We start from the raw sequence: 26314 nt of genomic DNA, 5'->3' as shown, positions 1-26314 counted from the left end.
TTATGACTAAAAAATACTTTGGCACCGACGGTATCCGTGGTCGGGTCGGCGAATATCCGATTACCCCTGATTTCATGCTCAAGCTGGGTTGGGCGGCAGGCATGGCGTTCCGCAGCATGGGCGCGTGCCGCATCCTGGTGGGCAAGGACACCCGTATTTCGGGTTATATGTTTGAATCCGCGCTGGAGGCTGGGCTTTCCGCCGCCGGTGCCGATGTAATGTTGCTGGGCCCGATGCCGACGCCGGCGATCGCTTACCTGACGCGTACCTTCCACGCTGAAGCCGGTATTGTGATCAGTGCTTCGCACAATCCCCATGATGATAATGGCATCAAGTTCTTCTCGGGGCAGGGCACCAAGTTGCCGGACGAGATCGAGTTGATGATCGAAGAGCTGTTGGATGCACCGATGACGGTCGTCGAGTCCAGCAAGCTGGGCAAGGTGTCGCGCATCAATGACGCGTCCGGCCGTTATATTGAATTCTGCAAGAGTAGCGTGCCAAGCAGCACCAATTTTGCCGGGCTGAAGATTGTTGTCGATTGTGCCCACGGTGCGACCTACAAGGTAGCGCCAAGCGTATTCAAGGAGTTGGGTGCGCAGGTCACGGTGCTGTCGGCCCAGCCCAACGGGTTGAACATAAACGAAAACTGCGGCTCCACTCACATGGAGCAGTTGCAGGCGGCCGTTCTGGCTGAGCATGCAGACCTGGGTATTGCCTTTGATGGCGACGGTGACCGCGTCTTGATGGTGGATCACACCGGTACGGTGGTTGATGGTGATGACCTGCTGTTCATCATCGCTCGCGATCTGCATGAGCGTAACAAGCTGCAAGGTGGTGTCGTCGGAACATTGATGAGCAACCTCGGGCTTGAATTGGCGTTGGCAGAGTTGGGGATTCCGTTCATTCGCGCCAATGTCGGTGACCGTTATGTGATTGCCGAACTGCTGGAGCGTAACTGGCAGGTGGGTGGCGAGAACTCAGGGCACATCGTGTGCTTCCAGCACACCACCACGGGTGACGCAATTATTGCTGCGCTGCAGGTGCTGTTGGCCCTGCGTCGTCGCGAAGAGAGTCTGGCCCAGGCGCGACAGGCACTGCGCAAATGCCCGCAAGTGCTGCTCAATGTGCGTTTTGCGGGTGGTGAAAACCCGATCGAGCACCCGGCTGTCAAAGAGGCGTGTGAGCGTGTAACCCTGGCAATGGCGGGGCGTGGGCGGGTGTTGTTGCGCAAGTCCGGCACAGAGCCTCTGGTGCGCGTTATGGTCGAAGGCGAGGACGAAACACAGGTTCGCGGCCATGCGGAAGACCTGGCAAAATTGGTAACTGAGGTTTGCGCCTGAATTCGGCTTGCCAGTGATGATGTGGTTGGGTAACATCTGCGCCCACTTTGACCGACGAGGTACAGCATGCGTCGCACTATGGTAGCTGGTAACTGGAAGATGCACGGTACCCGCGCCAGTGTCGCTGAGCTGATCAATGGCCTTCGTCACTTGGCCTTGCCTGGCGGTGTTGATATTGCGGTTTTCCCGCCTTGCCTGCATATCACCCAAGTGGTTGATGGCTTGAAAGGTAAGTCGATCCAGGTTGGTGCGCAGAATTCTGCGGTGGAAGCGATGCAAGGTGCGTTGACAGGCGAGATTTCGTCGAGTCAGTTGGTTGATGCGGGTTGTTCCTATGTGCTTGTCGGGCACTCCGAACGTCGTCAGATGATGGGCGAGCGTGATGGGACACTCAATCGCAAGTTCGCAGCGGCACAGGCTTGTGGCTTGATTCCAGTGTTGTGCATAGGGGAGACCCTGGAGCAGCGCGAATCGGGCAAGACTCTTGAAGTTGTCTCGCGTCAGCTGGGCAGCATCATCGAGGAGCTGGGTGTTGGTGCGTTTGCAAAGGCAGTAATTGCTTACGAGCCGGTCTGGGCCATTGGCACCGGGCTGACTGCTACACCGCAACAGGCGCAGGATGTGCACGCAGCCATCCGCGCGCAGTTGGCGGCAGAGAATTCTGAGGTCGCACAAGGTGTGCGGCTTCTATACGGCGGCAGCGTGAAGGCGGCCAATGCGGTCGAACTGTTCGGCATGCCGGATATCGATGGGGGGCTCATTGGTGGAGCTTCCCTGAATGCAGATGAGTTCGGTGCGATCTGTCGCGCCGCGGGAAACTGAAAAAATGCTGGAAACAGTCGTAGTCGTTTTTCATCTGTTGGCTGCCCTGGGCGTAGTTGCCCTGGTTTTGTTGCAACAGGGTAAAGGTGCGGATGCTGGTGCGTCTTTCGGTGCAGGTGCTTCAAATACTGTGTTCGGAAGCCAAGGTTCCTCTACCTTTCTTAGTAAGTTTACTGCTATACTTGCCGCCGGTTTCTTCATAACCAGCTTGGGGTTAGGTTACTTTGCTAAAGAGAAAGCTCATGTGCTGACTCAAGTAGGTTTGCCAAACCCAGCAGTGTTGGAAGTACCAAAAGCAAAACCGGCTTCTGATGATGTCCCGGTGCTTCAAGAGCAAAAGTCGGCTACTCCAGCGACTGACGTACCTCCAGCTCAAGAGCAGAAGTAAGAAGGTTGTAATTGCTGTATTGCCGAGGTGGTGGAATTGGTAGACACGCAACCTTGAGGTGGTTGTGCCCATAGGGTGTAGGGGTTCGAGTCCCCTTCTCGGTACCAATTATCAAGAGAGCCCGCTGTTGCGGGCTTTCTTGTAGGTGGAAGGTTAGATTGACCCTGTAAGGGATCGGTCGTATACTTCCGCCCCAGCTTTGTCGCGGGGTGGAGCAGTCTGGTAGCTCGTCGGGCTCATAACCCGAAGGTCGTCGGTTCAAATCCGGCCCCCGCAACCAGTTTTAGCGGAGCCCCTTTTAAGGGGCTTTTTGTTAGCTGGACACTTTCAACGCCGCTGTTCGACGGCGTTTCAAGGATGGGCGTTTCGCCCATTTTTTTATTTTGCACAGCATGCACATACATGCACGAGGGGGTTCAGGTGTCGAGCAAGCTAGAAGAGTTGCAGGCCTTGTTGGCCCCGGTGGTCGTGGCCCTAGGCTATGAATGCTGGGGTATTGAGTTTTCGGCTCAAGGTCGCCACTCAATGTTGCGCGTTTATATCGATAAAGAGGGTGGCGTGCTGGTGGACGATTGCGCCATTGTCAGCCGTCAGATCAGCGGTGTGCTGGATGTTGAAGATCCAATCGCCGTTGAATACACCCTCGAAGTTTCCTCGCCAGGCATGGAACGCCCACTGTTCACTATTGATCAGTTTGCAAAATTTGCCGGTGAACAAGTGAAGATCAAGCTGCGATCTCCCTTTGAAGGGCGGCGCAACTTTCAGGGCCTTCTGCGCGGTGTAGAAGAGCAGGATGTCGTGGTGCAGGTAGAAGACCATGAATTCCTGTTGCCGATCGATATGATCGACAAGGCCAACATTATTCCCAGTTTTGACTGAGACGCGGATCCCGCGGATCCAATGGCTTGCGAAAGGCGAGGCGTACGATGAGCAAAGAAGTACTGCTGGTTGTTGAGTCGGTATCCAATGAAAAGGGCGTACCGGCAAACGTGATTTTTGAAGCGCTGGAGCTGGCCCTGGCCACTGCTACCAAAAAGCGTTTTGAAGACGAAGTTGATCTGCGTGTGGAAATCAACCGCCACACCGGTGCCTATGAGACTTTCCGTCGGTGGACGGTCGTCGAAGAAGCCGATCTTGATGATCCGGCCATCGAAACCTGGCCAAGCAAGGTTGCTGAAACGCACCCAGGCGCCCAGGTCGGTGATGTTGTCGAAGATAAGATCGAATCGATCGAGTTCGGCCGTATTGCTGCACAGACCGCCAAGCAGGTCATCGTGCAGAAGGTTCGCGAAGCCGAGCGCGCTCAAGTCGTTGACGCCTATCGCGAGCGCCTGGGTGAAATCATCTCCGGCACCGTGAAAAAAGTTACTCGCGACAATGTGATCGTCGACTTGGGCAACAACGCTGAAGCGTTGCTGGCCCGCGAAGACATCATCTCCCGCGAAACCTTCCGTGTTGGCGTGCGCCTGCGTGCGCTGCTCAAGGAAATCCGCACCGAGAACCGCGGCCCGCAGCTGATCTTGTCGCGTACCGCGCCTGAAATGCTGATCGAGCTGTTCCGTATCGAAGTGCCGGAAATCGCCGAAGGCCTGATCGAAGTCATGGCTGCGTCCCGCGACCCGGGTTCGCGCGCCAAGATCGCGGTTCGTTCCAAGGACAAACGCATTGACCCGCAAGGCGCTTGCATTGGTATGCGCGGTTCGCGTGTCCAGGCAGTGTCGGGCGAATTGGGCGGTGAGCGTGTGGACATCGTCCTGTGGGACGATAACCCGGCGCAGTTCGTGATCAACGCCATGTCGCCGGCTGAAGTGGCGGCAATTATCGTTGACGAAGATGCCCATGCAATGGACATCGCCGTTGGCGCAGACAATCTGGCTCAGGCCATTGGTCGTGGTGGTCAGAACGTGCGTCTGGCCAGCCAACTGACCGGCTGGACCCTGAACGTGATGACCGAATCGGACATCCAGGCTAAGCAGCAAGCTGAAACCGGTGACATCCTGCGCAACTTCATCGACGAGTTGGAAGTCGACGAAGACCTGGCGCAGGTGCTGGTAGATGAAGGCTTCACCAGCCTGGAAGAGATTGCCTACGTACCGTTGGAAGAAATGCTCAACATCGACGGCTTTGACGAAGACACCGTCAACGAGCTTCGCGCTCGGGCCAAGGATCGTTTGTTGACTAAAGCCATCGCTACTGAGGAAAAGCTGGCAGACGCCCATCCGGCCGAAGACCTGCTCTCGCTTGAGGGTATGGACAAGGATTTGGCGATGGAACTGGCGGTGCGCGGCGTAATTACCCGCGAAGACCTGGCCGAGCAGTCTATTGACGATCTGCTCGACATCGACGGCATTGACGATGATCGTGCCGGCAAGTTGATCATGGCCGCCCGAGCCCATTGGTTCGAGTAATTAGGCGCGGCCTGAGGAGAGAAGTGCATGACGCAAGTCACGGTGAAACAACTGGCCGATGAGGTCAAAACACCGGTAGAGCGCCTGTTGCAGCAGATGCGTGAGGCAGGTCTGCCGCACACCGCCGCCGATGAAGGTGTGAGCGATAGTGAGAAGCAGTCTTTGCTGACTCACTTGAAGAGCAGCCACAAGGCGAAAGTGGAAGAACCGCGCAAGATTACATTGCAGCGCAAAACCACCAGCACCCTGCGTGTTGCTGGTAGCAAGAGCATCAGCGTTGAAGTACGCAAGAAGAAAGTCTTCGTACAGCGCAGCCCGGAAGAAATCGAAGCCGAGCGCAAACGCGAACTGGAAGAACGTCGCGCAGTAGACAATGCTGCTCGCCAGAAGGCTGAAGAAGAAGCCAAACGTCGCGCCGAAGAAGAAGCGCGTCGCCAGCCTGCTGCTGCGCAACCTTCTGGTACCGAAGCGGTCGCTGCTCCTGCTGCGCCTGTAGAAGCTGTGCGTGAGGCTGCTCCGGTTGCCGCTGCTCCAGCACCTGCTGCCGACGCCCGCAAGCGCGACGAACCTCGTCGTCCGGACAAACCACGTGCCGACGATAACAATCGTCGCGGTGGCGGTGGTGATGGCGAGCGCAAAAACGCTCCGCATCGCGCCTCGGTCAAAGAGAAAGCGCCAGCTCCACGCGTTGCTCCACGTACTACCGACGAAGAAAGCGATAGCTTCCGTCGTGGTGGTCGCGGCAAGGCCAAGCTGAAAAAACGCAACGCCCACGGTTTCCAGAGCCCAACCGGCCCTGTCGTGCGTGATGTGCAGATCGGCGAGACCATCACTGTTGGCGATCTCGCCAATCAGATGTCGGTCAAGGCTGCTGAAATCATCAAGTTCATGTTCAAACTGGGTACTCCAGCAACCATCAACCAGGTGCTTGATCAGGAAACTGCTCAACTGGTAGCTGAAGAGCTGGGCCACAAAGTGACCCTGGTCAGCGACACCGCCCTGGAAGACTCCCTGGCCGAGTCCCTGAAGTTTGAAGGTGAGACGTTCTCCCGTGCGCCAGTTGTGACCGTAATGGGCCACGTTGACCATGGTAAGACATCGCTGCTCGACTACATCCGTCGTGCCAAGGTAGCTGCTGGCGAAGCCGGCGGTATCACCCAGCACATCGGTGCATACCACGTTGAAACCGAACGCGGCATGGTCACCTTCCTCGACACCCCAGGTCACGCAGCGTTTACCGCAATGCGTGCCCGTGGTGCCAAGGCGACTGATATCGTGATCCTGGTAGTTGCAGCGGACGACGGCGTGATGCCGCAGACCATTGAAGCTGTTCAGCACGCCAAGGCCGCTGGTGTTCCACTGGTTGTTGCAGTGAACAAAATCGACAAGCCGGGCGCCGATCTCGATCGCATCCGTAGCGAACTGTCGGTTCACGGCGTGACCTCCGAAGAGTGGGGCGGTGATACGCCGTTCGTTTCGGTGTCGGCGAAAGTCGGTACTGGCGTGGACGATCTGCTCGAAGCGGTCTTGCTGCAAGCTGAAGTACTCGAACTGAAAGCAACTCCTTCGGCCCCAGGTCGCGGTGTTGTGGTTGAGTCGCGTCTCGACAAAGGTCGTGGCCCGGTTGCAACCGTTCTGGTTCAAGACGGTACCCTGCGCCAAGGCGACATGGTGCTGGTCGGTTCGAACTACGGCCGTGTACGTGCCATGCTCGACGAGAACGGCAAGCCAATCAAGGAAGCCGGTCCTTCCATCCCTGTCGAGATCCTCGGCCTGGACGGTACCCCGGACGCTGGCGACGAGATGAGCGTACTGTCGGACGAGAAGAAAGCCCGTGAAGTGGCTCTGTTCCGTCAAGGCAAGTTCCGCGAGGTCAAACTGGCTCGCGCTCACGCCGGCAAGCTGGAAAACATCTTCGAAAACATGGGCCAGGCAGAGAAGAAGACGCTCAACATCGTCCTCAAATCTGACGTTCGTGGTTCCCTCGAAGCGTTGAACGGCGCCTTGAACGGCCTGGGTAACGACGAAGTGCAAGTGCGTGTTGTCGGTGGCGGTGTCGGTGGTATCACCGAATCCGACGCCAACCTGGCACTGGCTTCCAACGCTGTACTGTTCGGCTTCAACGTGCGTGCCGATGCTGGCGCTCGCAAGATCGTCGAGCAGGAAGGCCTGGACATGCGTTACTACAACGTCATCTACGACATCATTGAAGACGTCAAGAAAGCCCTTACCGGCATGCTTGGCAGCGACGTCCGGGAGAATATCCTGGGTGTTGCCGAGGTGCGTGACGTGTTCCGCTCGCCGAAATTCGGCGCGATCGCCGGTTGCATGGTTATCGAAGGTGTTGTGCACCGTAACCGTCCAATCCGTGTACTGCGTGAAGACATCGTTATCTTCGAAGGCGAGCTGGAATCCCTGCGCCGCTTCAAGGATGACGCTTCCGAAGTACGTGCCGGCATGGAATGCGGTATCGGCGTCAAGAGCTACAACGACGTCAAGGCTGGCGACAAAATCGAAGTCTACGAGAAGGTTCAGGTTGCTCGCAGCCTCTAACTCGCGCACTTCAGGAGCCACGTCGCGCGTGGGCATGCAAATGCCCCGCGTAGCGTGCGGACTCTAAACGCAACGCCCGGTCTGGCTTTTGTCAGGCCGGGCGTTTGCCGCTTTCAGACCCCACGGGTTTCACCGTGTGGCAGTAACAGGTAACAAGACATGGCAAAAGAATACAGCCGTACCCAGCGTATCGGCGATCAGATGCAGCGCGAGCTGGCACAACTGATCCGTCGCGAAGTAAAAGACCCACGTGTTGGCCTGGTCACTATCACCGCCGTTGAAGTGAGCCGTGACGTGGGTCACGCCAAGATCTTCATCACCGTGATGGGCCAGGACAGCGCTGAAGAAATCGCCCAGAGCATCAAGGTGCTCAACTCTGCCGCAGGCTTCCTGCGCATGCAGTTAGCGCGTGAGATGAAGCTGCGCAGCGTTCCACAGTTGCACTTCCACTACGACGAAAGCGTCGTGCGTGGCGCGCACCTGTCGGCACTGATCGAGCGGGCCGTGGCTGAAGACAGCCAGCGCCCGGAAGCGGCCACCCCTGAAGACGCCAAGGAGTAAGCGGTGGCTCAGGTCAAACGTATACGTCGCAACGTCAGCGGCATCATTCTGCTCGATAAACCCATTGGCTTTACCTCCAATGCCGCGTTGCAGAAGGTTCGCTGGCTGCTGAATGCCGAGAAGGCCGGGCACACTGGTAGCCTCGATCCCCTGGCCACTGGCGTACTGCCATTGTGCTTTGGCGAGGCCACCAAGTTCTCGCAATACCTGCTCGATTCTGACAAGGGTTACGAAACCCTGATGCAATTGGGCAAGACCACCACCACGGCCGATGCCGAAGGTGATGTCCTGCAGGTTCGCGATGTGACCGTTGGTCGTGCTGATATCGAAGCTGCTTTACCTGCTTTTCGTGGGCAAATCAGTCAGATACCGCCGATGTACTCGGCGCTCAAGCGTGATGGCCAGCCGCTTTACAAGCTCGCACGTGCAGGTGAAGTGGTGGAGCGCGAACCGCGTTCTGTTACTATTGCGCGCTTGGAATTGCTCGCCGCTGAAGGCGACACTGCCCGGTTGGTGGTGGACTGCAGCAAAGGCACCTATATCCGTACCCTGGTGGAAGATATTGGTGAGCAGTTGGGCTGTGGCGCATACGTAGCCGAGTTGCGACGGACCCAGGCAGGGCCTTTTACATTGGCCCAGACGGTTACACTGGAAGAGTTGGAAGCCGTTCATGCCGAAGGCGGCAACGAAGCAGTTGATCGCTTCCTGATGCCATCGGACAGCGGCTTGCTGGATTGGCCATTGCTGCACTTCTCGGAGCACAGCGCGTTCTACTGGCTTAACGGCCAGCCGGTACGTGCACCGGATGCCCCGAAGTTCGGCATGGTGCGAGTACAGGATCATAATGGTCGCTTTATCGGTATCGGTGAAGTGAGCGAAGACGGGCGCATCGCGCCGCGTCGACTGATTCGGTCAGAATGACCGGAACCAGTTTGTGGTAAAAGCGCAGTACGCAAACTGGAACGAGTGTGGCTGTTAACAGGCACGGTCAACACTCATTTTTAGACACGGGGATTTGTCCCTGGCCTGTTGAAACTGCCCTTTGGGTGGTTTCCTGAAAAAAGGATTGCCTCATGGCTCTCGACGTTCAAGAAAAAGCACAAATCGTTGCTGACTATCAGCAAGCTGTTGGTGACACTGGTTCGCCAGAAGTGCAAGTTGCACTGCTGACCCACAACATCAACAAGCTGCAAGGTCACTTCAAGGCCAACGGTAAAGATCACCACTCCCGTCGTGGTCTGATCCGCATGGTAAACCAGCGCCGTAAGCTGCTGGACTACCTGAAAGGCAAGGATCTGGGTCGTTATCAGACTCTGATCGGTCGCCTGGGTCTGCGTCGCTAATAAGCGATTGCGCTAGAGGTTGGTTGTCTGCCGTGTGTCAGTGGGATTCCCGCTGGCCCATGGCAGGCTCCCAGCCTCAAGTTTTATCTGGATACACGTTTTACCCTGGACGAGGGTCGGGCCGATTCCCGACATTGCCCAAGAATTTCGCAAGAAGACAAGTTCCCCAAGAGCCACAAAGAAGGTAGGACACCGTGAACCCGGTTATCAAAAAATTCCAGTTCGGTCAGTCGACCGTTACCCTCGAGACAGGCCGTATCGCCCGTCAAGCCTCCGGCGCAGTGCTGGTTACTGTTGACGACGACGTCACCGTATTGGTGACCGTTGTTGGCGCCAAGCACGCGGACCCAAGCAAGGGCTTCTTCCCTCTGTCCGTGCACTACCAGGAAAAAACTTACGCTGCCGGTAAGATCCCTGGCGGTTTCTTCAAGCGCGAAGGCCGTCCTTCCGAGAAAGAAACCCTGACTTCCCGACTGATCGACCGTCCGATCCGTCCGCTGTTCCCAGAAGGCTTCATGAACGAAGTGCAGGTTGTCTGCACCGTCGTTTCCACCAGCAAGAAAACCGATCCGGACATCGCTGCGATGATCGGTACCTCGGCTGCCCTGGCAATCTCCGGTATTCCTTTCGATGGCCCGATCGGTGTTGCCCGCGTTGCTTTCCACGAAAGCACCGGCTACCTGCTGAACCCGACTTACGAGCAGCAGAAAGCCTCGAGCCTGGACATGGTCGTTGCCGGTACTTCGGAAGCCGTGTTGATGGTTGAATCGGAAGCCAAAGAGCTGACCGAAGACCAGATGCTGGGCGCTGTACTGTTTGCTCACGACGAGTTCCAGGTTGTGATCAACGCTGTTAAAGAACTCGCTGCCGAAGCTGCCAAGCCAACTTGGGCCTGGGCTCCACAAGCCGAAGCGACTGAACTGCTGGGCGCTATCCGCTCCGAGTTCGGCGCAGCGATCTCCGACGCCTACACCATCACCGTCAAGGCCGACCGTTACGCTCGCCTGAGCGAGCTGAAGGACCAGGTCGTGGCCAAGCTGTCCGGTGAAGAAGGCCAGCCTTCTTCCAGCGAAGTCAAAGCGGCTTTCGGTGAAATCGAATACCGCACCGTTCGCGAAAATATCGTGAACGGCAAGCCACGTATCGACGGTCGCGACACTCGCACCGTACGTCCGCTGAACATTGAAGTCGGCGTTCTGCCGAAGACTCACGGTTCGGCGCTGTTCACCCGTGGTGAAACCCAGGCTCTGGTAGTCGCGACGCTGGGTACTGCCCGTGACGCACAACTGCTGGACACCCTGGAAGGCGAGAAAAAAGACCCGTTCATGCTGCACTACAACTTCCCTCCGTTCTCGGTGGGCGAGTGTGGTCGCATGGGTGGCGCTGGTCGTCGCGAAATCGGTCACGGCCGTCTGGCCCGTCGTTCGATTGCAGCCATGCTGCCTGCCGCAGACGTGTTCCCGTACACCATCCGTGTTGTGTCGGAAATCACCGAGTCCAACGGTTCCAGCTCCATGGCTTCGGTCTGCGGTGCTTCCCTGGCACTGATGGACGCTGGTGTGCCAATGAAGGCACCGGTTGCCGGTATCGCCATGGGTCTGGTTAAAGAAGGCGAGAAGTTCGCCATCCTGACCGACATCCTGGGCGACGAAGATCACCTGGGCGACATGGACTTCAAGGTAGCCGGTACCGCCAAAGGTGTGACCGCGCTGCAGATGGACATCAAGATCAAGGGCATCACCGAAGAAATCATGGAAATCGCTCTGGGCCAAGCCCTGGAAGCGCGCCTGAACATCCTCGGTCAGATGAACCAGATCATTGGTCAGTCCCGCACCGAACTGTCGGAAAATGCTCCGACCATGATCGCGATGAAAATCGACACCGACAAAATCCGTGATGTTATCGGTAAAGGCGGCGCGACCATTCGTGCGATCTGCGAAGAAACCAAAGCCTCGATCGATATCGAAGACGACGGTTCGATCAAGATCTTCGGCGAAACCAAGGAAGCTGCTGAAGCTGCACGTCAGCGCGTTCTGGGCATCACCGCGGAAGCCGAGATCGGCAAGATCTACGTCGGTAAGGTTGAGCGCATCGTCGACTTCGGCGCATTCGTCAACATCCTGCCGGGCAAAGACGGTCTGGTTCACATCTCCATGCTGAGCGACGCTCGTGTTGAGAAAGTGACCGACATTCTGAAAGAAGGCCAGGAAGTGGAAGTGCTGGTACTGGACGTGGACAACCGCGGCCGTATCAAGCTGTCCATCAAGGACGTAGCAGCAGCCAAGGCTTCGGGCGTTTAATCACCCCGTCGCTGTAAGCTGAAAAAGGACTCTTCGGAGTCCTTTTTTTATGGGCGCGAGAAAATGCCGAAAAATCAGGTGCTTAATCACATCCAAAAAACCGCAACTTGCATGCAGGCACGATCCACTTCATGCAAGTTGCACGATTACGGAAATTTGGATAATTACTAACTCATTGTTTTTAAAGGATTTAATCGGGTTGTTCAAGTTGGCACAGCGCCTGCAATATCCCTGTTAACGCTGCAGCATCAAGGTATACACACTGCAGATTTTTAATAAAACAGGAGTTACTCGTATGAAGAAGTTCGCTCTCGCTACCGCAACTGCTACCGCTCTGACCCTGGCCATGGCTAACGTGGCTTTTGCTCAGACTTCCCAAGCGCCGATGACTCTGGCTGCTGGCGAAATGACCAAAGCCAAGGAGTCCACCTCGGACACTTGGATCACCACCAAAGTCAAAGCTGACCTGCTGACCGAAAAGGGCATCCCAGGCTCGGACATCAAGGTTGAGACCAACAAAGGTGTGGTTTCCCTGTCTTCGAACGTAGCTATCTCGGACTCGCAGAAAGCGACTGCTGTAGCTATCACCAAGAAAATCAAAGGTGTTACTGCTGTATCCGCTGATGGCCTGATGGCTGGCGGCGCGATGAAGGCTGACAACATCGACAAGTCCAAAGAAGCCACTTCGGACACCTGGATCACCACCAAAGTGAAAGCTGACTTGGTCACCGAGAAAGGCATTCCTGGCACCGACATCAAAGTCGAAACCAACAAAGGCGTAGTTTCCCTGTCTTCTTCTGTCGCTGTGACCGAAGCGCAGAAAACTACCGCGGTGAACATCACCAAGAAAATCAAAGGCGTTAAAGCTGTATCGGCCGATGGCTTGAAAGCAGAGTAATGCTTTGTAGCGTTTAACCCTTCGACTGAACTGTACGTCGGCGGCGGCGAGTGAGTTAGATATCCACTCAATGCACCTCACGGGTTCATGCGACCGGCCACACGGATGTGGCCATTACAGGCCCCGGCACATGTGTCGGGGCCTGTTCTATTGTGGTGTCCCATAATTGTAGGAACCGGCTTGCCGGCGATGGCGCTGTTGAATTCAGTGCTGACGCCATGAGTGCATCGCCAGGCCGGCTCCTGCAGGGGGATTACTCGGCATCCAGATGCATCGGCGTTACCACCCGACCGTCTTTCTCCGCCTGCCCAAGGTTGGCGTCAATGAAGTACACACGGTCATCTTCCAACTGGCCTTTGTCTACCAGATAGTCCTTGATGGTACTGGCGCGGTCCTGACCGAGTTGGCGCAACAGCACGTCACTGCCACTCCAGAACTTGATCACACCGTCTTTCAGCTTCGCGGTGCGGTCATCGCGGCTCAGGTCTTTCCACTCGGCCGGCGGTTGCAGTTTCAGGCGGGTGCGGTAGATGCCTTCGAGCAATGGGGCCTTCTCGCTTTCCGGCACTTCCAGTAAGGACGCCTGGGCCGGTACCTTGTCACCACGGCGCTGAAGCATCTTGTAGTAGTTGTATTGGTATTCACGTTCCAGGCGCTGGGCGGCCAGAAACGGCCCGTCGCTGCTGGCAGCCGCAGTGCCTTCGATTTCCAGGCGCAGGGTAGGGCGCTCCTTCAAAGCCTTGGCCAGTGTGTTCAGGGCGCCTTCGGCATCCTTGCTCAAATCGCTGGAGCCTGCGGCGAATGACACATTCCCCAGGTCTTCGGAGCCGCCGCCAGTCACCAGCCCACCAATAAACTTGAAAGGCGCCGTCGCCGCACGCACTACCAGGTTGCGCAGGGTCTGCCACACGATCGGCATTACGCTGAATTGCGGGTTATTCAGGTCACCTGTTACCGGCAGTTCGATGGAGATCTTGCCGTCACTGTCTTTGAGCAGGGCGATTGCCAGGCGAATCGGCAAGTCCACGGCATCAGCGCTGTCGACCTTTTCACCCAGTTGCAGCTGCTCAACGACCACCTTGTTTTCGGCCTTCAACTGGCCTTTGGTGATCACGTAATGCAGGTCGAGGTTGAGACGGCCCTTGCGGATACGGAAGCCGGCGAACTTGCCTGAGTACGGCGTCAGGGTCGTCAGCTCAACACGTTTGAAACTGGTGGCGATATCCAGCGCGGCCATCGGGTCAAACGGGTTCACACTGCCTTTGATGGTCACCGGCGCGTAACGGTCCACCTTGCCCTTGATGTCGACGCTGGCCGGTTTGGCCTGGCGACTGTCGATGGTGCCAATCTGCCCGTTGAGCTGCTGAATCGCGGTGGCGAAGTTGGGCGTGAGGCTGAAGTCGGCAAAGTTGGCCGAACCATCGTTGATCGCAATCTGACCGATATGGATACCCAACGGCTTCTCTTTGCTCGCCGCAGGCTTGGCCGCCGACTTGGCGCCACTGTCGGCCGGCTGCGGAATCAGCAGGTCATCAACGTTGGTGGTGCGGTCGTCGTTGATCATGAAGCGTGCATACGGCTGCAGCAGGTTGACCTTGTCGATCGAGAGGCTGTCGCCATGCTGGTAATTTACGCCTTCGAGTACCAGGCGCTGCCATTTGAGAAAGTCGCGGGTCTTGAGCGTGTCGAGGGTGTGCAACTGGTCGACTTGCGCGCGGCCGGTGATTTGCAACGCCAGAGGCGCGGTGCTCTTCAGGTTCACATCCAGATTGCTGCCCAGCATGCCGCTGCGCAGTTCCAGGCGAATGAACGGGCTGATATAGGACTGGGCGACCCGCAGGTCGATATCCTGAGTGTTTACTTTGAGCTTGGCGCTGACCGGGTTGAGGTTGACCTCGCCGGTTGCCTGGATCTTGCCTTGCTTGCCCAGGCCGGTATCGACCTTGAGGGTAAAGGGGCTCCGGTTGAGGCTGTCGAAGTTCTGCACGTCGACGTTCAACGGGCCCAGCTCCAGCGCTACCGCAGGCTTGGCCTGGCGGTCGGCCAGGTGCACTTGATAGTTGCGCAGTTGCACGTCCTTGAGCAGTACTTGCCATGGCTTGCTGGGCGCGGCGGGTTCAGGTTTTGGCGAGTCGGCAGTGGCCGGCGCGGTGGCGGGCTCCGGCGCCTTGGCCGGTTTGCCCGGCTGGCTGGCGAACAGCTTCTGCCAGTCCAGTTGCCCGTCGGCTTCACGGGCGGCCCAGGTTTCCAGTTTGTTGCTGCGGATCTTGCCGACCACCACTCGCTGCTTGGCCAGGTCCACTGTGGTTTCGCTGACGTCCAGGCGTTCCAGGCGCACCAGCGGGCGGCCATCCGGTGCCTTGATGGCGAACGGCGCGATGCTGGCGGAGGTGTTGGTCAGGTTCAGCTCGGTTTCTTTAGCCAGGCTGAACTTGTAGTCGGTACTGAAGTTGAGCACACCGTCATCGAGGACCAATGGCAGCGCGTCACGCACATACGGCCACCAGGCTTTCATCTTGCCGTCGGTGACTTTCAGAGTGCCTTCGGAAGTGATCGGCACCAGGCTGAAATTGCCCGTCCAGTCGATCTGTCCACCCTCGGGGCCGGCGGCGACGAGGGTCATGTCGGCATTGTCTTCCGGCAGGGTACTGAGGTTTTTCAGCTCGAAGTCGAGTTTGTCGTAGAGGAACTCGATGGGTTCGCTGGGGCGCAGATCCTGAAAATGCACATAGCCGCCGGCCAGTTTGATGCTGTCGATACGCAAAGGGAACGGCTTGGCATCAGGGGCGGTGGGGGTGGGCTCGCTGGGCGGCAGTTTGAACAAGTGCGCCAGGTTCAACTGGCCGGACTTGTCGAACAGCAGTTCAGTCTTGGGCTTGTCCAGTTGGATATCGGCCAGGTGCAAGGCGCGGGTCCACAGGCTGTCGATTTGCAGGTTGGCGTAAAGCCGCTCGAAACCAACCTGTTCCTTTCCGGGCTCACCGATTTTAAGGCCCCATGCAGTCACTTCGAGGCTGAACGGGTTGAGTTCGATACGCTCGATACGGGCAGGCACCGTGGCGTAATTGGCCAGTTGTTGGTTGGCAACGCGAAGGGCGATGCCGGGGAGGATCAAAAAGCCCAGCAGGCTGTACAAAGCAACGGCAGTCAACAAGGCGCCAGTGGCGCGGATCAATCCTTTGGGCATGGGGCGGCGCCATCTATGTCGAACAAGAGTGCCTTGGAGTATGGCACGGGTTTTCGGTTCCGAAGAACCAAGCCTTTTGAGACAAGTCTTACAGCTGCAGGATCAGCGTTTTAAGCGGTGGTTGCTGGTCTTGTGAAGGAAAGTCCGCGCCGGGCGTCATGATTTGCCAGGCGCGCACCGGGCGTCCGGCTTTTTCTGCGCAGCGCAGCACCTGTTCACGCCAGTCGTCCATGCTGACTTTCGCAAGGTTATTGCAGCAAATCAGCACGCCATTGTCGGCGGTAGCCAGCAGCGCCGGCTTGAGCAGGCTCTGGTAGTCGCGCAACAGGTCGACGGTGCCAAAGGCACTCTTGGCCCAGGCCGGCGGGTCGAGCAACACCAGGTCATATTGACGCTGTTCCAGGCGCGGGTAACTCGGCAGTGTATGCCCGCGACGCTGGGAGATCGGCAGGCCGGCCAGTTGGCGAATGGCCGGGAAGTAGTCGGACTGCACGAATTCCATGGTCGCCAGTTGCGGGTTCAGCAGACCGTTTTCGCGCCCGACCGCCAGGTTGCCCTCGGCAAAATCCAGGTTGCACACCTCACGAGCACCGCCGGCGGCTGCACTCAGGCCCACCCCACAGGTGTAGGCGAACAGGTTCAACACGCTTTTGCCGGCACTGTGGTCCTTGACCCAGCCACGGGTGTTGCGCAGATCGAGGAACAGCAACGGATCTTGTCCGGCATGTCGACCGCGTACGCGGTAATTGAGGCCCCATTCGTGGCCGACCAGGTCTTCCAGCGCAGCGGGTTCGGCACGGTAGACCGTATCTTCGCGGTCGATCCGCGAGTTTCCACGGGAGCGGTCGTTGTACACCAGCAGTAATTCCAGGCACAGGTACTGGCTGATCAGTTGATGCAGGTCCAGCAGGACCGCTGTTTCCAGCGCCTGGTGGAAGCTCTGCACCAGCAGTTGCGGGCCGTAGCGGTCGATGGTCAGGCCGCCAGCGCCTTCCTGGCTGCCATGGAACAGCCGATAGCAGTCGGTGCCCTGTGCATGCAGCTCGTTGATCAGGTCTTGGCGATAATCGAGGGCGGCGCGCAGCGCCTGATTCAAGGGAGACATGGAGCGCGCCTTGCTAAGTAAGTGTGGGCAATGAGGGCGCGGAGTTTAACAGCTATGGACCGCTGGCTACATCAACCCCATCCGCCGATGGGCGCGCTGTACCGAACCGTTGCGCATCGCCCAGCGCAGCAACGGCGCGCTGCGCCTGACCCCGGCGCGGATCATTTGGCGTCGCAGCGGGCTCTGGTGTTGTCCGAGCATGACGCTGGCCCAGTCCGGTAGCAGGTCGATCCCGGCCTGCATCATCAAGGCACCGAAGGGTTTGGCCAAATGGCTGGGGGCGGGCGCATTTAGCAAAAGGCGCAGCACTTCGCGGCTGCGTTCGTCGCACAGCAGTTGCGGGCGAATACGTGCGAGGTAATCCGACACTTCCTGCCGAGAGCGTGGCACATTCCGCGCGCCCAGCCGTTCGGCGACCAAGGCGATTTCGCTGTAATAGCGATCCTGATCGCGCCCGGAGAGTTGCGGGTTGCGGTAACGCACGTGGGCGGCGAGGAAGTTGCTGACCTCCGCCACATGCACCCAGGTCAGCAGGTCCGGATCGCTGGCCGCATAGGCTCGCCCGTCCGGGGCATGACCGACCACCTGCAGGTGAATGGTGCGCACTTTTTCGATCAGCCATTCAGCGTCTTTGCGTGAGCCAAAGGTAGTACCGGAGATGAACTGAGAGGTGCGTCGCAAACGCCCGAGCATGTCCTGGCGAAAGTTTGAATGGTCCCACACGCCGGCCAGGGCCAAGGGGTGCAAGGCTTGCAGCATCAAGGCGCTGATTCCGCCGATGAGCATGCTGCTGAAGTCGCCGTGGACTTGCCAACTGACCGAGTCCGGCCCGAACAGGCCGGGGTCGCCCTTGGGGTTTTCCAGGTCTAGCTGGCCCAGTGACAAGCCGGTGAGGCTCATCAGCTGGGTTTCGATACGGCTGCGGATAAATTCCATGGCGACTCAGGGGTTCCTATCGGTTCAGGCGTTTGTCGATCAGGCCGTCCACGACGCTCGGGTCGGCCAGGGTGGAAGTATCGCCAAGGCTGTCCAGTTCGTTGCAGGCGATCTTGCGCAAAATCCGCCGCATGATCTTGCCGGAGCGGGTTTTCGGCAGGGCAGGCGCCCATTGGATCAGTTCTGGCTTGGCAAAGCTGCCGATTTCCTTGCTGACCAGTTCCAGCAGGTGCTTTTTCAGTGCATCGCTGGGTTCGACCCCATTCATCGGGGTGACGAAGGCATAAATGCCCTGGCCCTTCACGTCATGGGGGTAACCCACCACGGCGGCTTCGGCGACCAGGTCATGCAGCACCAGCGCGCTTTCAACCTCGGCCGTACCGATGCGGTGGCCGGACACGTTGATCACATCGTCGATGCGCCCGGTGATCCAGTAGTCGCCATCCTCATCGCGCCGCGCGCCGTCCCCGGTGAAGTAGTAGCCGGGGTAGGGTTTGAAGTAGGTGTCGATCATGCGCTGCGGGTCGCCATAGACGCCGCGAATCTGCCCCGGCCAGCTGGCCTTGATCGCCAGCACGCCGCTGCCGGCGCCGCTGAATGCTTTGCCTTGTTCATCCAGCAGTACGGGCTGCACGCCAAACATCGGCTGGGCAGCACAGCCGGGTTTGATTCGCTGGGCGCTGACCAGCGGGCTGAGCATAATGCCGCCGGTTTCGGTTTGCCACCAGGTGTCCACAATCGGGCAGCGTTGTTCGCCTACCGCGTTGAAGTACCAGTCCCAGGCTTCCGGGTTGATCGGCTCGCCGACGCTGCCGAGCAGGCGCAGGCTTGCGCGGGAAGTGTTCTCCAATGGGCCGTGACCCTCGCGCATCAACGCGCGCAGGGCGGTCGGTGCGGTGTAGAAGATGTTGACCTTGTGCTTGTCGATCACCTGCCAGAAGCGCGAACTGTCCGGGTAACTTGGCACCCCCTCGAACATCAACGAAGTGGCGCCATTGGCCAGCGGGCCATACACGATGTAGCTGTGGCCGGTGACCCAGCCCACATCGGCCGTGCACCAGAACACCTCGCCATCTCGATAATCGAGCACGTACTTGAAGGTCATCGCCGTCTGCAACAGGTAGCCAGCGGTAGTGTGCAGCACGCCCTTGGGTTTGCCGGTGCTGCCGGAGGTATAGAGGATGAACAGCGGGTCCTCGGCGTCCATGGGTTCTGGCGGGCAATTGTCGCTGGCTGCGTCCAGGGCCTGTTGGTATTTGAGGTCGCGGCCTTCGCTCCAGTTCACCGCCGCACCGGTGCGCTCTACCACCAGCACCGTGCTGACGTCCGGGCAACTGGCCAGGGCTTTGTCGACATTCTGTTTCAGCGCCACCGGCTTACCGCCGCGTACGCCTTCATCGGCGGTGATCACGGTGCGGCAGTCGGCGTCGAGAATACGGTCACGCAATGCATCTGGCGAAAACCCACCGAACACCACCGAGTGCACCGCACCAATGCGCGTACAGGCGAGCATGGCGTAGGCCGCTTCCGGAATCATCGGCATGTAGATGCACACGCGGTCGCCTTTCTTCACGCCACGGCTCTTCAGCACATTGGCCAGGCGGCAGACGTTTTTGTGCAGTTGGCGGTAGGTGATTTTGGAAGATTTTGTCGGATCATCGCCTTCCCAGATGAAGGCCGGCTGATCGGCGCGTTGCGCCAGGTGACGGTCGATACAGTTGTAGCTGACGTTCAATTGGCCGCCGGCAAACCATTGGGCGGCGCCGGTGTTGATGTCTGATTGCTGGACGGTGTGCCACGGCGTTATCCAGTCGAGGAAACCCTTGGCCTGTTCGGCCCAGAAGGTGTCCGGTTGTTCGATGGATTGGCGATAGAGGCGCTGGTAGTCCTCTTGACTGAGTTGCGCGGCCCGGCGGACGGCATCGGCGGTGGGGAATGTGCTGATATCGAACATGAGCGGTCCTTATTCTTGTTTTGGCGACAAGACATAAAGATGCACCCAGTGAGGGGAGGGTTCAAGGCCAACGTCCAAACGAACGTTGGCCCTGCAGTACCGGCATCAGCCGCGGTGACGACCGCGGAAGTAGTTGATCAAGCCCTGGGTCGACGCATCGTCGGCCAAGGTTTCCTCGGCGCCGGTCAGGCGGTTGTAGACGCCTTTGCCCAGCTCCTTGCCCAGTTCCACGCCCCATTGGTCGAAGGCGTTGATGCCCCAGATCACGCTCTGCACGAACACTTTATGTTCATACATTGCCACCAGTGCGCCCAGGCGACGCGGGCTGATGCGCTCGACCACGAGGGTGTTGCTCGGGCGGTTGCCCGGGATCACCTTGTGCGGTGCGAGTTTCTGTACTTCGGCTTCCGACAGGCCTTTTTCGCGCAGCTCGGCTTCGGCTTCGCTGCGGGTCTTGCCGAGCATCAGCGCCTGGCTCTGGGACAGGCAGTTGGCGTACAGCCACTGATGGTGGTCAGACACCGGGTTGAAGCTGACGATCGGTACGATGAAGTCGGCCGGGATCAGTTGGGTGCCTTGGTGCAGCAACTGGTGGTACGCGTGCTGACCGTTGCAGCCCACACCGCCCCAGATCACCGGGCCGGTATCGGTGGACACCGGCGTGCCGTCCTGGCGCACGCTTTTGCCGTTGGATTCCATGTCCAACTGCTGCAAGTGTTTGGTGATGTTACGCAGGTAGTGGTCGTACGGCAGGATCGCATGGCTCTGCGCGCCCCAGAAGTTGCCGTACCACACACCCAGCAGGCCCAGCAGCACGGGCATGTTCTGCTCGAACGGCGCGTTCTGGAAATGCTGGTCCATGGTATAGGCCCCGGACAGCAGCTCCTTGAAGTTGGACATGCCGATCGCCAGGGCGATTGGCAAGCCGATGGCCGACCACAGCGAGTAACGCCCGCCAACCCAGTCCCACATCGGGAAGATGTTTTCTTCACGGATACCGAAGGCCACGGCCGCCGCGTTGTTGCTCGATACGGCGATAAAGTGGCGGTACAGCTCGGCTTCCGAGCCACCCTGGGCCAGGTACCAGGCGCGGGCGGCCTGGGCGTTTTTCAGGGTTTCGAGGGTGTTGAAGGATTTCGACGAGACGATAAACAGCGTGGTCTCGGCGCGCAGCTTCATGGTCAGCTCGTGGAACTCGCTGCCGTCGATATTCGCCAGGTAGTGGCAGCGCACGCCTTTATGGGCGTAGGACAGCAGTGCTTCGGAGACCAGCTCCGGGCCGAGGAACGAGCCACCGATGCCGATGTTGACCACGTCAGTGATCGGCTTCTCGGTGTAGCCGCGCCACAGGCCGTCGTGGATGCGGCCAACCAGGTCAGTGATCTGGTTCAGCACCTTGTGCACGTCCGGCATGATGTTCACGCCGTTGACCGACAGCTTGTCGCCCACCGGGCGGCGCAGTGCGGTGTGCAGGGCAGGGCGACCTTCGGAGGAGTTGACCGGCTCGCCGGCGTACAGCGAGTCGATGGCGCCTTTGAGGTCGACTTCCTTGGCCAGGCCCACCAGCAGGTCACGGGTTTCGCGGGTGATCAGATTTTTCGAATAATCGAGGAAAAGTCCGCAGCTGCTTAAGGTGAACTGGGAGAAACGCTGAGGATCGGCATTAAACGCTTCGCGCATGCTGAAATCCTGCATGGCTTGGCGATGTTGATTGAGCGCTTGCCAGGCGGGCAGAGCGGTAACGTCATGAGGGGTGCGGTAGTACGCCATCGCTGCGGGTTTCCTTTTTATTACAGGGACTGCCTTTAGGACACTTCAAAGCCCGGAACGTCCAGTCTTTCATCAAGAGGCGGGTTCCAGACAGCGCTAACCATAGCGCAGGGCGATTACATTAAACCTAGCGTGTCGAGTTGTCTTGGCTTTGTCTGCGCTGTGGCCGGTACTTTTTTATACCGGCGCAGCAGGCAGGGCAACAGGCGGGGTGTTTTTGCGGGAATACGCGCTCAGTTCAGGTTCAGGTGCAGGTTGTCGATCAAGCGGGTGGCGCCCAGATAAGCCGCGACCAGAATCACGATATCCCTATCTTCCGCCGTGGCCGGGCGCAAGTGCACGCCTTGGCGGACTTCGAGATAGTCCAGGCGCAAACCGGCGGCCTCGATCTGCTCGACCTGTTTGGCGCGCAGCGTGGCGAAGTCGCGGTCACCGCCCTTGATGGCGGTGGCGATTTGGCTGAGGCTGCGGTACAGCACCGGCGCGATTGCCCGTTGCTCTTCGGTGAGGTAACCGTTGCGCGAAGACAGCGCGAGGCCGTCCTCGGCGCGCACGGTGGGCTCACCGATGATCTGGATCGGCATGTTCAGGTCATGGACCATGGCGCGAATCACGGCCAGTTGCTGGTAGTCTTTCTGGCCGAATACGGCCATGTCCGGCTGCACCATGTTGAACAGCTTGCTGACCACCGTCGCCACGCCTTCGAAATGCCCGGGACGGCTGGCGCCGCACAGGCCTTCGGACAAGTGCGAGACACTGACGCGGGTCTGGCCGGTCGTGCCGCCTGGGTACATCTCGTCGACGGTCGGTGCAAACAACAGGTTGCAGCCGGCTTGCAGGAGCTTTTCCTGGTCGGCGGCCAAGGTGCGCGGGTACTTGTCCAGGTCTTCGCCGGCGCCGAACTGCAGCGGGTTGACGAAGATACTGGCCACCACGAAGTCCGCCTGTTGGGCGGCCTTGGTCACTAGAGTGGCATGGCCGCTGTGCAGGTTGCCCATGGTGGGCACGAAGCCGATGCGCTTGCCGGCGCTGCGCGCGTGTGCAACGGCGGCTCGCAGTTCACGTACAGTTTTAACGGTGTTCATGCAGAAAATCCGTGTTCGGCGCCTGGGAAGGTCACGCCTTTGACTTCGGCGACATAGGCACTCAATGCGGCGTGGATACTGTCCTGGCCCGTCATGAAGTTCTTCACGAACTTGGGCACGCGGCCGGTAATCGACAGGCCAAGCATGTCGTGCAGGACCAGCACCTGGCCATCGGTGGCCGAGCCGGCGCCAATACCGATCACTGGCACTTTGACGGCTTGGGTGATTTCCGCCGCGAGTTCACTGGGCACACATTCGAGCAGGATCATCGCCACGCCCGCTTGTTCCAGGGCGATGGCATCGGCCCGCATCTGGCGCGCCTGGGCTTCGTTGCGGCCTTGCACCTTGTAGCCACCGAGGATGTTCACTGACTGCGGCGTAAGGCCCATGTGCGCACACACAGGAACGCCACGTTCAGCCAGGAGGCGGATCGACTCGGCGAGCCACACGGCGCCTTCTACCTTGACCATGTGCGCGCCCGCCTGCATCAGTTTGCCGGCGTTCTGGAAGGTCTGTTCGAGGGTGGCGTAACCCATGAACGGCAGGTCGGCGATGATAAAGGCGCCGTTGTTACCGCGTTTGACGCTGGCGGTGTGGTAGGCGAGTTCATCGGTGGTGACGGGCAGGGTGCTGTCATTCCCTTGAAGAACCATGCCCAGTGAGTCACCCACCAGTAACACCTCGACGCCGGCCTGGCAGCTGGCCTGGGCGAACGTGGCGTCATAGCAGGTCAGCATGGCGATTTTTTCACCTTTGAGCTTGAGGCTCTGCAAGGTGGTCAGGGTAATGTCTGGCATGAAAAGGGTCCTCGTTCAGGCGCTTGGAAACAGCGAGTTACGCGCGTGAGTCTTCGTTTATACAGGCGCACTTTCTTGAGAGCAGTGCTTATATGGCCTGGATTGCGCCCTTCAGCGCCGGGTTGGCGGCAGCGGGACGCCTATAGTCGTGAGGAGGACACGGGAAGTCAATTGGATGTGTTACCGCATTGTTACGTGTGCGGTGTTACCCGTGTTACTGATGCGTTTCAGCAAGTTGACCGTACTGCAGGAGCCGGCTTACCGGCGATCGCATCAACGCGGTTTGACTGATAGACCGAGTTGTCTGCATCGCTGGCAAGCCAGCTCCTACGAGGATTGCGTCAGGCGTTCCAGGCCGACGAATGGGCAGGTTGTCAGCAGGTCGCTGAGGCGTTGGCCGTCGGGTAGCTGGAGAGTGGCGGGGGCCAGTTCGGCCAGTGGATACAGCACAAAAGCCCGCAGGTGCATTTGGTAATGGGGCACCTTGAGACGCGGTTCGTCGATCAGGCGCTCACCAAACAGCAGGATATCCAGGTCGAGTGTGCGTGGGCCCCAGCGCTCAAGGCGTTGGCGACCTTGTTCGTTTTCGATGGCTTGCAGCGCATCCAGCAGGTCCAGCGGTGCAAGGCTGCTGTCCAGCGCTGCAACCGCGTTGGTGTAGCGCGGTTGGCCCGGGAGCAGGGAATCGCTTTGATAGAAGGCGGACACGCCGGCGACGGTGGTGCCGGGCAACAACCCCAGCGCCTCGATGGCGCTGCGCAATTGCTGGTCCGGGGCAGCCAGGTTGCTGCCCATGCCGATGTAGATACGTTCCACGTTTATTCGCCCGCGGCGCCCGAGGCATCGGCGGCGCTGCGTTTACGCTTGCTGGCGCTGCGACGACGTTTCTTCGGCCCAACGCCTTCGCCATCGCCTTTGCTGCCGAGGTCGCGAATCATGTCGCGGCGTTCGCTGTCATTGGCGTCCTGATAGTCGGTCCACCATTCGCCCAGGCCGTCGGTCTGTTCGCCAGCGCTTTCACGCAGCAGCAGGAAGTCGTAGCCGGCACGGAAGCGCGGGTTGTCCAGCAGCAGGTCGGCGCGTTTGCCGCTGCGGCGCGGCAGGCGCTCCTGCATGTCCCAGATCTCGCGGATCGGCATGGTGAAACGTTTCGGGATAGCGATGCGCTGGCACTGCTCGGCGATCAACTCGTGAGCGGCTTCCTGCATGGCCGGGATGGGCGGCATGCCACGGTCTTGCAGGCGCAGTACACGTTTGGGCAAGGCCGGCCACAACAGGGCGGCAAACAGGAACGCCGGGGTCACCGGTTTGTTCTGTTTAATGCGCAGGTCGGTGTTGATCAACGCTTCGCTGATCAAGGTGTGGGTGTACGTCGGGTTGTGCTCCAAGGCATCGGCGCTGGCCGGGAACAATGGGTCGAACAACTGCAGGTCGACGAGCATTTCGAAGGTGTCGGCGGCGTAACCCGAGAGGAACAGCTTGAGCACTTCTTCGAACAGGCGTGCCGAGGGGATTTCCCGCAGCATGGGTGCCAGCTTGCGAATCGGTGCGGCGGTGTGCTTCTCGATACCGAAGTTCAGCTTGGCGGCAAACCGCACGGCCCGCAGCATCCGCACCGGGTCTTCCTGGTAGCGCTGTGCTGGGTCGCCGATCAGGCGGATCAGGTTGTTGCGAATATCGTGTACGCCGTTGGCGTAATCGAGGATGCGCTCACTGACCGGGTCGTAATACAGGGCGTTGATGGTGAAGTCGCGGCGCTGCGCGTCTTCTTCCAGAGTGCCGTAAACGTTGTCGCGCAGGATGCGCCCGCTCTCGTTGCGGGAAGACTGATTGGTGTCTTCCTCTTCATCGTTTTGCGGATGACCGGCGCGGAAGGTTGCGACTTCAATGATTTCGCGACCAAAGTGGATGTGCACCAGCTTGAAGCGGCGGCCGATGATTCGCGCATTGCGAAACTCGGCGCGCACCTGCTCAGGCGTGGCGCTGGTGGCGACGTCGAAATCCTTGGGCGTGATATTGAGCAGCATGTCGCGTACACACCCGCCCACCAGATAAGCCTGGTAGCCGGCGTTTTGCAACCGTTCGACGATATTCACTGCATAACGGCTGAATTGAGCGCGTTGCAGCGAATGCTGGCTGCTGTTGAGCACTTCAGGCGTGCTGCGTTTGTGTTGCGTACGACGCAAGGGAGAACGGAATGACTGGAACAACTTCTTCAGCATGGGATGCACTGTTTGAAGGAATGTTCGGCCATAACGAAGAATGACCGCATGATGGGCCGGGATTCTAGCATTTAGTCAGGGGATGGTGTAGGAACAAGCTGCAGGCCTTGCGCCATAAGCCTTAAATTGCCAAATGCCGGAAGCTATCTACCGGAAACTACAAGGGGAGCCGAAGCTCCCCCAGAAGTAGTTGCGTGCTCTATTTTTATTATTGATTTCGGGCTTCTTGTTTTTGTTGATCGCCCTCGTCATGAAGCTTCACCTTCATGACACTCCCAATCGGGAGCCAAGAGCAAACGGATTGCTTTGGTCGCTGTGTTGCTGATCTACGATCCAACCAGTTCAGGCTCTGCCTTAGGGCAGTTTTTGTTGTTCTCGGCCTGGTTGCGGGGCAAGCCCCAATGCAACGCCTCTCCAAAAGAATCAGTTAGCTGCGCCTCCGCCGTGTTGTTTTTATTGTGCGTGAGTCGATTCGTCTTATTTTTATTGTCTTGTACAAAGCTTGTTATTGTTTTTGTACTAAGCATATAGCAGGGTGCGTGCCAACTTTTGCGTCGCCCAGCAAAGCCGGGCACTTGAGGTGGTTTTGGGTTTTTGACGGGCGAAAAAAAGCCGGGGCTTCGTTACCGTAAGCCCCGGCTTTTG

Annotated in this window: 20 protein-coding genes and 2 tRNA genes; 13 read left to right on the top strand and 9 right to left on the bottom strand. The window is 58.7% G+C overall.

Features of this window, described 5'->3' with window-relative positions:
- Positions 1 to 2 precede the first annotated feature (2 nt).
- The 13 genes from glmM to ACR52_RS12425 all read left to right on the top strand — a co-directional run bounded on the left by glmM (position 3) and on the right by ACR52_RS12425 (position 12613).
- Positions 3 to 1340: a phosphoglucosamine mutase gene (glmM, locus tag ACR52_RS12485; protein WP_048724482.1), complete on the top strand. Its 1338-nt coding sequence runs from the start codon at positions 3 to 5 to the stop codon at positions 1338 to 1340.
- Between the two features lie 66 nt (positions 1341 to 1406).
- Entirely contained in the window at positions 1407 to 2162 is a 756-nt protein-coding gene (gene tpiA, locus ACR52_RS12480; RefSeq protein WP_048724481.1) for a triose-phosphate isomerase, read from the top strand.
- 4 nt (positions 2163 to 2166) lie between these two features.
- Positions 2167 to 2550 (top strand): preprotein translocase subunit SecG, encoded by a 384-nt coding sequence (gene secG / locus ACR52_RS12475; RefSeq protein ID WP_010206600.1) that lies wholly within the window; start codon positions 2167 to 2169, stop codon positions 2548 to 2550.
- A gap of 21 nt (positions 2551 to 2571) precedes the next feature.
- A tRNA-Leu gene (locus tag ACR52_RS12470) sits at positions 2572 to 2657 on the top strand.
- 96 nt (positions 2658 to 2753) lie between these two features.
- Positions 2754 to 2830: transfer RNA gene (locus ACR52_RS12465), tRNA-Met, on the top strand.
- 140 nt (positions 2831 to 2970) lie between these two features.
- Positions 2971 to 3429 carry a ribosome maturation factor RimP gene (gene rimP / locus ACR52_RS12460; RefSeq protein ID WP_032865935.1) on the top strand — a complete coding sequence of 153 codons (459 nt, stop codon included), beginning with the start codon at positions 2971 to 2973 and terminating at the stop codon, positions 3427 to 3429.
- Positions 3430 to 3476: 47 nt separating this feature from the next.
- Entirely contained in the window at positions 3477 to 4958 is a 1482-nt protein-coding gene (gene nusA, locus ACR52_RS12455) for a transcription termination factor NusA (protein WP_048724480.1), read from the top strand.
- Positions 4959 to 4985: 27 nt separating this feature from the next.
- Positions 4986 to 7511 (top strand): translation initiation factor IF-2, encoded by a 2526-nt coding sequence (gene infB / locus ACR52_RS12450; protein ID WP_048724479.1) that lies wholly within the window; start codon positions 4986 to 4988, stop codon positions 7509 to 7511.
- Between the two features lie 159 nt (positions 7512 to 7670).
- The gene (rbfA, locus tag ACR52_RS12445) at positions 7671 to 8072 is read left to right on the top strand and encodes a 30S ribosome-binding factor RbfA (protein ID WP_048724478.1); all 402 of its coding nucleotides are present in this window, start codon (positions 7671 to 7673) and stop codon (positions 8070 to 8072) included.
- A gap of 3 nt (positions 8073 to 8075) precedes the next feature.
- Positions 8076 to 8993 carry a tRNA pseudouridine(55) synthase TruB gene (truB, locus tag ACR52_RS12440; protein WP_048724477.1) on the top strand — a complete coding sequence of 306 codons (918 nt, stop codon included), beginning with the start codon at positions 8076 to 8078 and terminating at the stop codon, positions 8991 to 8993.
- Positions 8994 to 9145: 152 nt separating this feature from the next.
- Positions 9146 to 9415 carry a 30S ribosomal protein S15 gene (gene rpsO / locus ACR52_RS12435; protein WP_003177875.1) on the top strand — a complete coding sequence of 90 codons (270 nt, stop codon included), beginning with the start codon at positions 9146 to 9148 and terminating at the stop codon, positions 9413 to 9415.
- 194 nt (positions 9416 to 9609) lie between these two features.
- A complete protein-coding gene (pnp, locus tag ACR52_RS12430; protein WP_048724475.1) occupies positions 9610 to 11715 on the top strand; it encodes a polyribonucleotide nucleotidyltransferase in 2106 nt (701 codons plus the stop codon).
- Positions 11716 to 12010: 295 nt separating this feature from the next.
- Positions 12011 to 12613: a BON domain-containing protein gene (locus ACR52_RS12425; protein ID WP_048724472.1), complete on the top strand. Its 603-nt coding sequence runs from the start codon at positions 12011 to 12013 to the stop codon at positions 12611 to 12613.
- 253 nt (positions 12614 to 12866) lie between these two features.
- On the opposite strand, the gene ACR52_RS12420 is transcribed toward ACR52_RS12425, so the two are convergent.
- The 9 genes from ACR52_RS12420 to ACR52_RS12380 all read right to left on the bottom strand — a co-directional run bounded on the left by ACR52_RS12420 (position 12867) and on the right by ACR52_RS12380 (position 25669).
- On the bottom strand, positions 12867 to 15800 hold the full coding sequence (locus ACR52_RS12420) for a DUF748 domain-containing protein (protein WP_048724470.1): 2934 nt from the start codon (positions 15798 to 15800) through the stop codon (positions 12867 to 12869).
- 88 nt (positions 15801 to 15888) lie between these two features.
- Complete coding sequence (locus ACR52_RS12415) at positions 15889 to 16905, bottom strand: class I SAM-dependent rRNA methyltransferase (RefSeq protein ID WP_048724468.1); 1017 nt, start codon at positions 16903 to 16905, stop codon at positions 15889 to 15891.
- A 66-nt stretch (positions 16906 to 16971) separates the two neighbouring features.
- Complete coding sequence (locus tag ACR52_RS12410; protein ID WP_048724466.1) at positions 16972 to 17841, bottom strand: oxygenase MpaB family protein; 870 nt, start codon at positions 17839 to 17841, stop codon at positions 16972 to 16974.
- 16 nt (positions 17842 to 17857) lie between these two features.
- Positions 17858 to 19795 (bottom strand): acetate--CoA ligase, encoded by a 1938-nt coding sequence (gene acs, locus ACR52_RS12405; protein WP_048724464.1) that lies wholly within the window; start codon positions 19793 to 19795, stop codon positions 17858 to 17860.
- 105 nt (positions 19796 to 19900) lie between these two features.
- Positions 19901 to 21565 (bottom strand): glucose-6-phosphate isomerase, encoded by a 1665-nt coding sequence (gene pgi / locus ACR52_RS12400; protein WP_048724462.1) that lies wholly within the window; start codon positions 21563 to 21565, stop codon positions 19901 to 19903.
- 233 nt (positions 21566 to 21798) lie between these two features.
- On the bottom strand, positions 21799 to 22650 hold the full coding sequence (gene panC, locus ACR52_RS12395) for a pantoate--beta-alanine ligase (protein WP_048724460.1): 852 nt from the start codon (positions 22648 to 22650) through the stop codon (positions 21799 to 21801).
- Positions 22647 to 23447 carry a 3-methyl-2-oxobutanoate hydroxymethyltransferase gene (gene panB / locus ACR52_RS12390; RefSeq protein WP_048724458.1) on the bottom strand — a complete coding sequence of 267 codons (801 nt, stop codon included), beginning with the start codon at positions 23445 to 23447 and terminating at the stop codon, positions 22647 to 22649. The genes panC and panB overlap by 4 nt, the downstream gene beginning before the upstream one ends.
- Before the next feature lie 327 nt (positions 23448 to 23774).
- Positions 23775 to 24263, bottom strand: coding sequence for a 2-amino-4-hydroxy-6-hydroxymethyldihydropteridine diphosphokinase (gene folK, locus ACR52_RS12385; RefSeq protein ID WP_048724457.1), 489 nt, complete (start codon positions 24261 to 24263; stop codon positions 23775 to 23777).
- A gap of 2 nt (positions 24264 to 24265) precedes the next feature.
- A complete protein-coding gene (locus ACR52_RS12380) occupies positions 24266 to 25669 on the bottom strand; it encodes a polynucleotide adenylyltransferase PcnB (protein ID WP_048724455.1) in 1404 nt (467 codons plus the stop codon).
- Positions 25670 to 26314: the final 645 nt, after the last annotated feature.

It is taken from the genome of Pseudomonas fildesensis, from assembly GCF_001050345.1.
GTDB lineage: Bacteria > Pseudomonadota > Gammaproteobacteria > Pseudomonadales > Pseudomonadaceae > Aquipseudomonas > Aquipseudomonas fildesensis.
This window is presented reverse-complemented; position numbering and strand designations above follow the sequence as displayed.

Coding starts and splice junctions, on each gene's coding strand:
- nusA (WP_048724480.1), top strand. CDS start 3,477: ATGAGCAAAGAAGTACTGCTGGTTGTTGAGTCGGTATCCAATGAAAAG.
- ACR52_RS12380 (WP_048724455.1), bottom strand. CDS start 25,669: ATGCTGAAGAAGTTGTTCCAGTCATTCCGTTCTCCCTTGCGTCGTACG.
- ACR52_RS12420 (WP_048724470.1), bottom strand. CDS start 15,800: ATGCCCAAAGGATTGATCCGCGCCACTGGCGCCTTGTTGACTGCCGTT.
- panC (WP_048724460.1), bottom strand. CDS start 22,650: ATGAACACCGTTAAAACTGTACGTGAACTGCGAGCCGCCGTTGCACAC.
- tpiA (WP_048724481.1), top strand. CDS start 1,407: ATGCGTCGCACTATGGTAGCTGGTAACTGGAAGATGCACGGTACCCGC.
- rbfA (WP_048724478.1), top strand. CDS start 7,671: ATGGCAAAAGAATACAGCCGTACCCAGCGTATCGGCGATCAGATGCAG.
- infB (WP_048724479.1), top strand. CDS start 4,986: ATGACGCAAGTCACGGTGAAACAACTGGCCGATGAGGTCAAAACACCG.
- glmM (WP_048724482.1), top strand. CDS start 3: ATGACTAAAAAATACTTTGGCACCGACGGTATCCGTGGTCGGGTCGGC.
- rpsO (WP_003177875.1), top strand. CDS start 9,146: ATGGCTCTCGACGTTCAAGAAAAAGCACAAATCGTTGCTGACTATCAG.
- panB (WP_048724458.1), bottom strand. CDS start 23,447: ATGCCAGACATTACCCTGACCACCTTGCAGAGCCTCAAGCTCAAAGGT.
- ACR52_RS12425 (WP_048724472.1), top strand. CDS start 12,011: ATGAAGAAGTTCGCTCTCGCTACCGCAACTGCTACCGCTCTGACCCTG.
- ACR52_RS12415 (WP_048724468.1), bottom strand. CDS start 16,905: ATGTCTCCCTTGAATCAGGCGCTGCGCGCCGCCCTCGATTATCGCCAA.
- secG (WP_010206600.1), top strand. CDS start 2,167: ATGCTGGAAACAGTCGTAGTCGTTTTTCATCTGTTGGCTGCCCTGGGC.
- acs (WP_048724464.1), bottom strand. CDS start 19,795: ATGTTCGATATCAGCACATTCCCCACCGCCGATGCCGTCCGCCGGGCC.
- ACR52_RS12410 (WP_048724466.1), bottom strand. CDS start 17,841: ATGGAATTTATCCGCAGCCGTATCGAAACCCAGCTGATGAGCCTCACC.
- pgi (WP_048724462.1), bottom strand. CDS start 21,565: ATGGCGTACTACCGCACCCCTCATGACGTTACCGCTCTGCCCGCCTGG.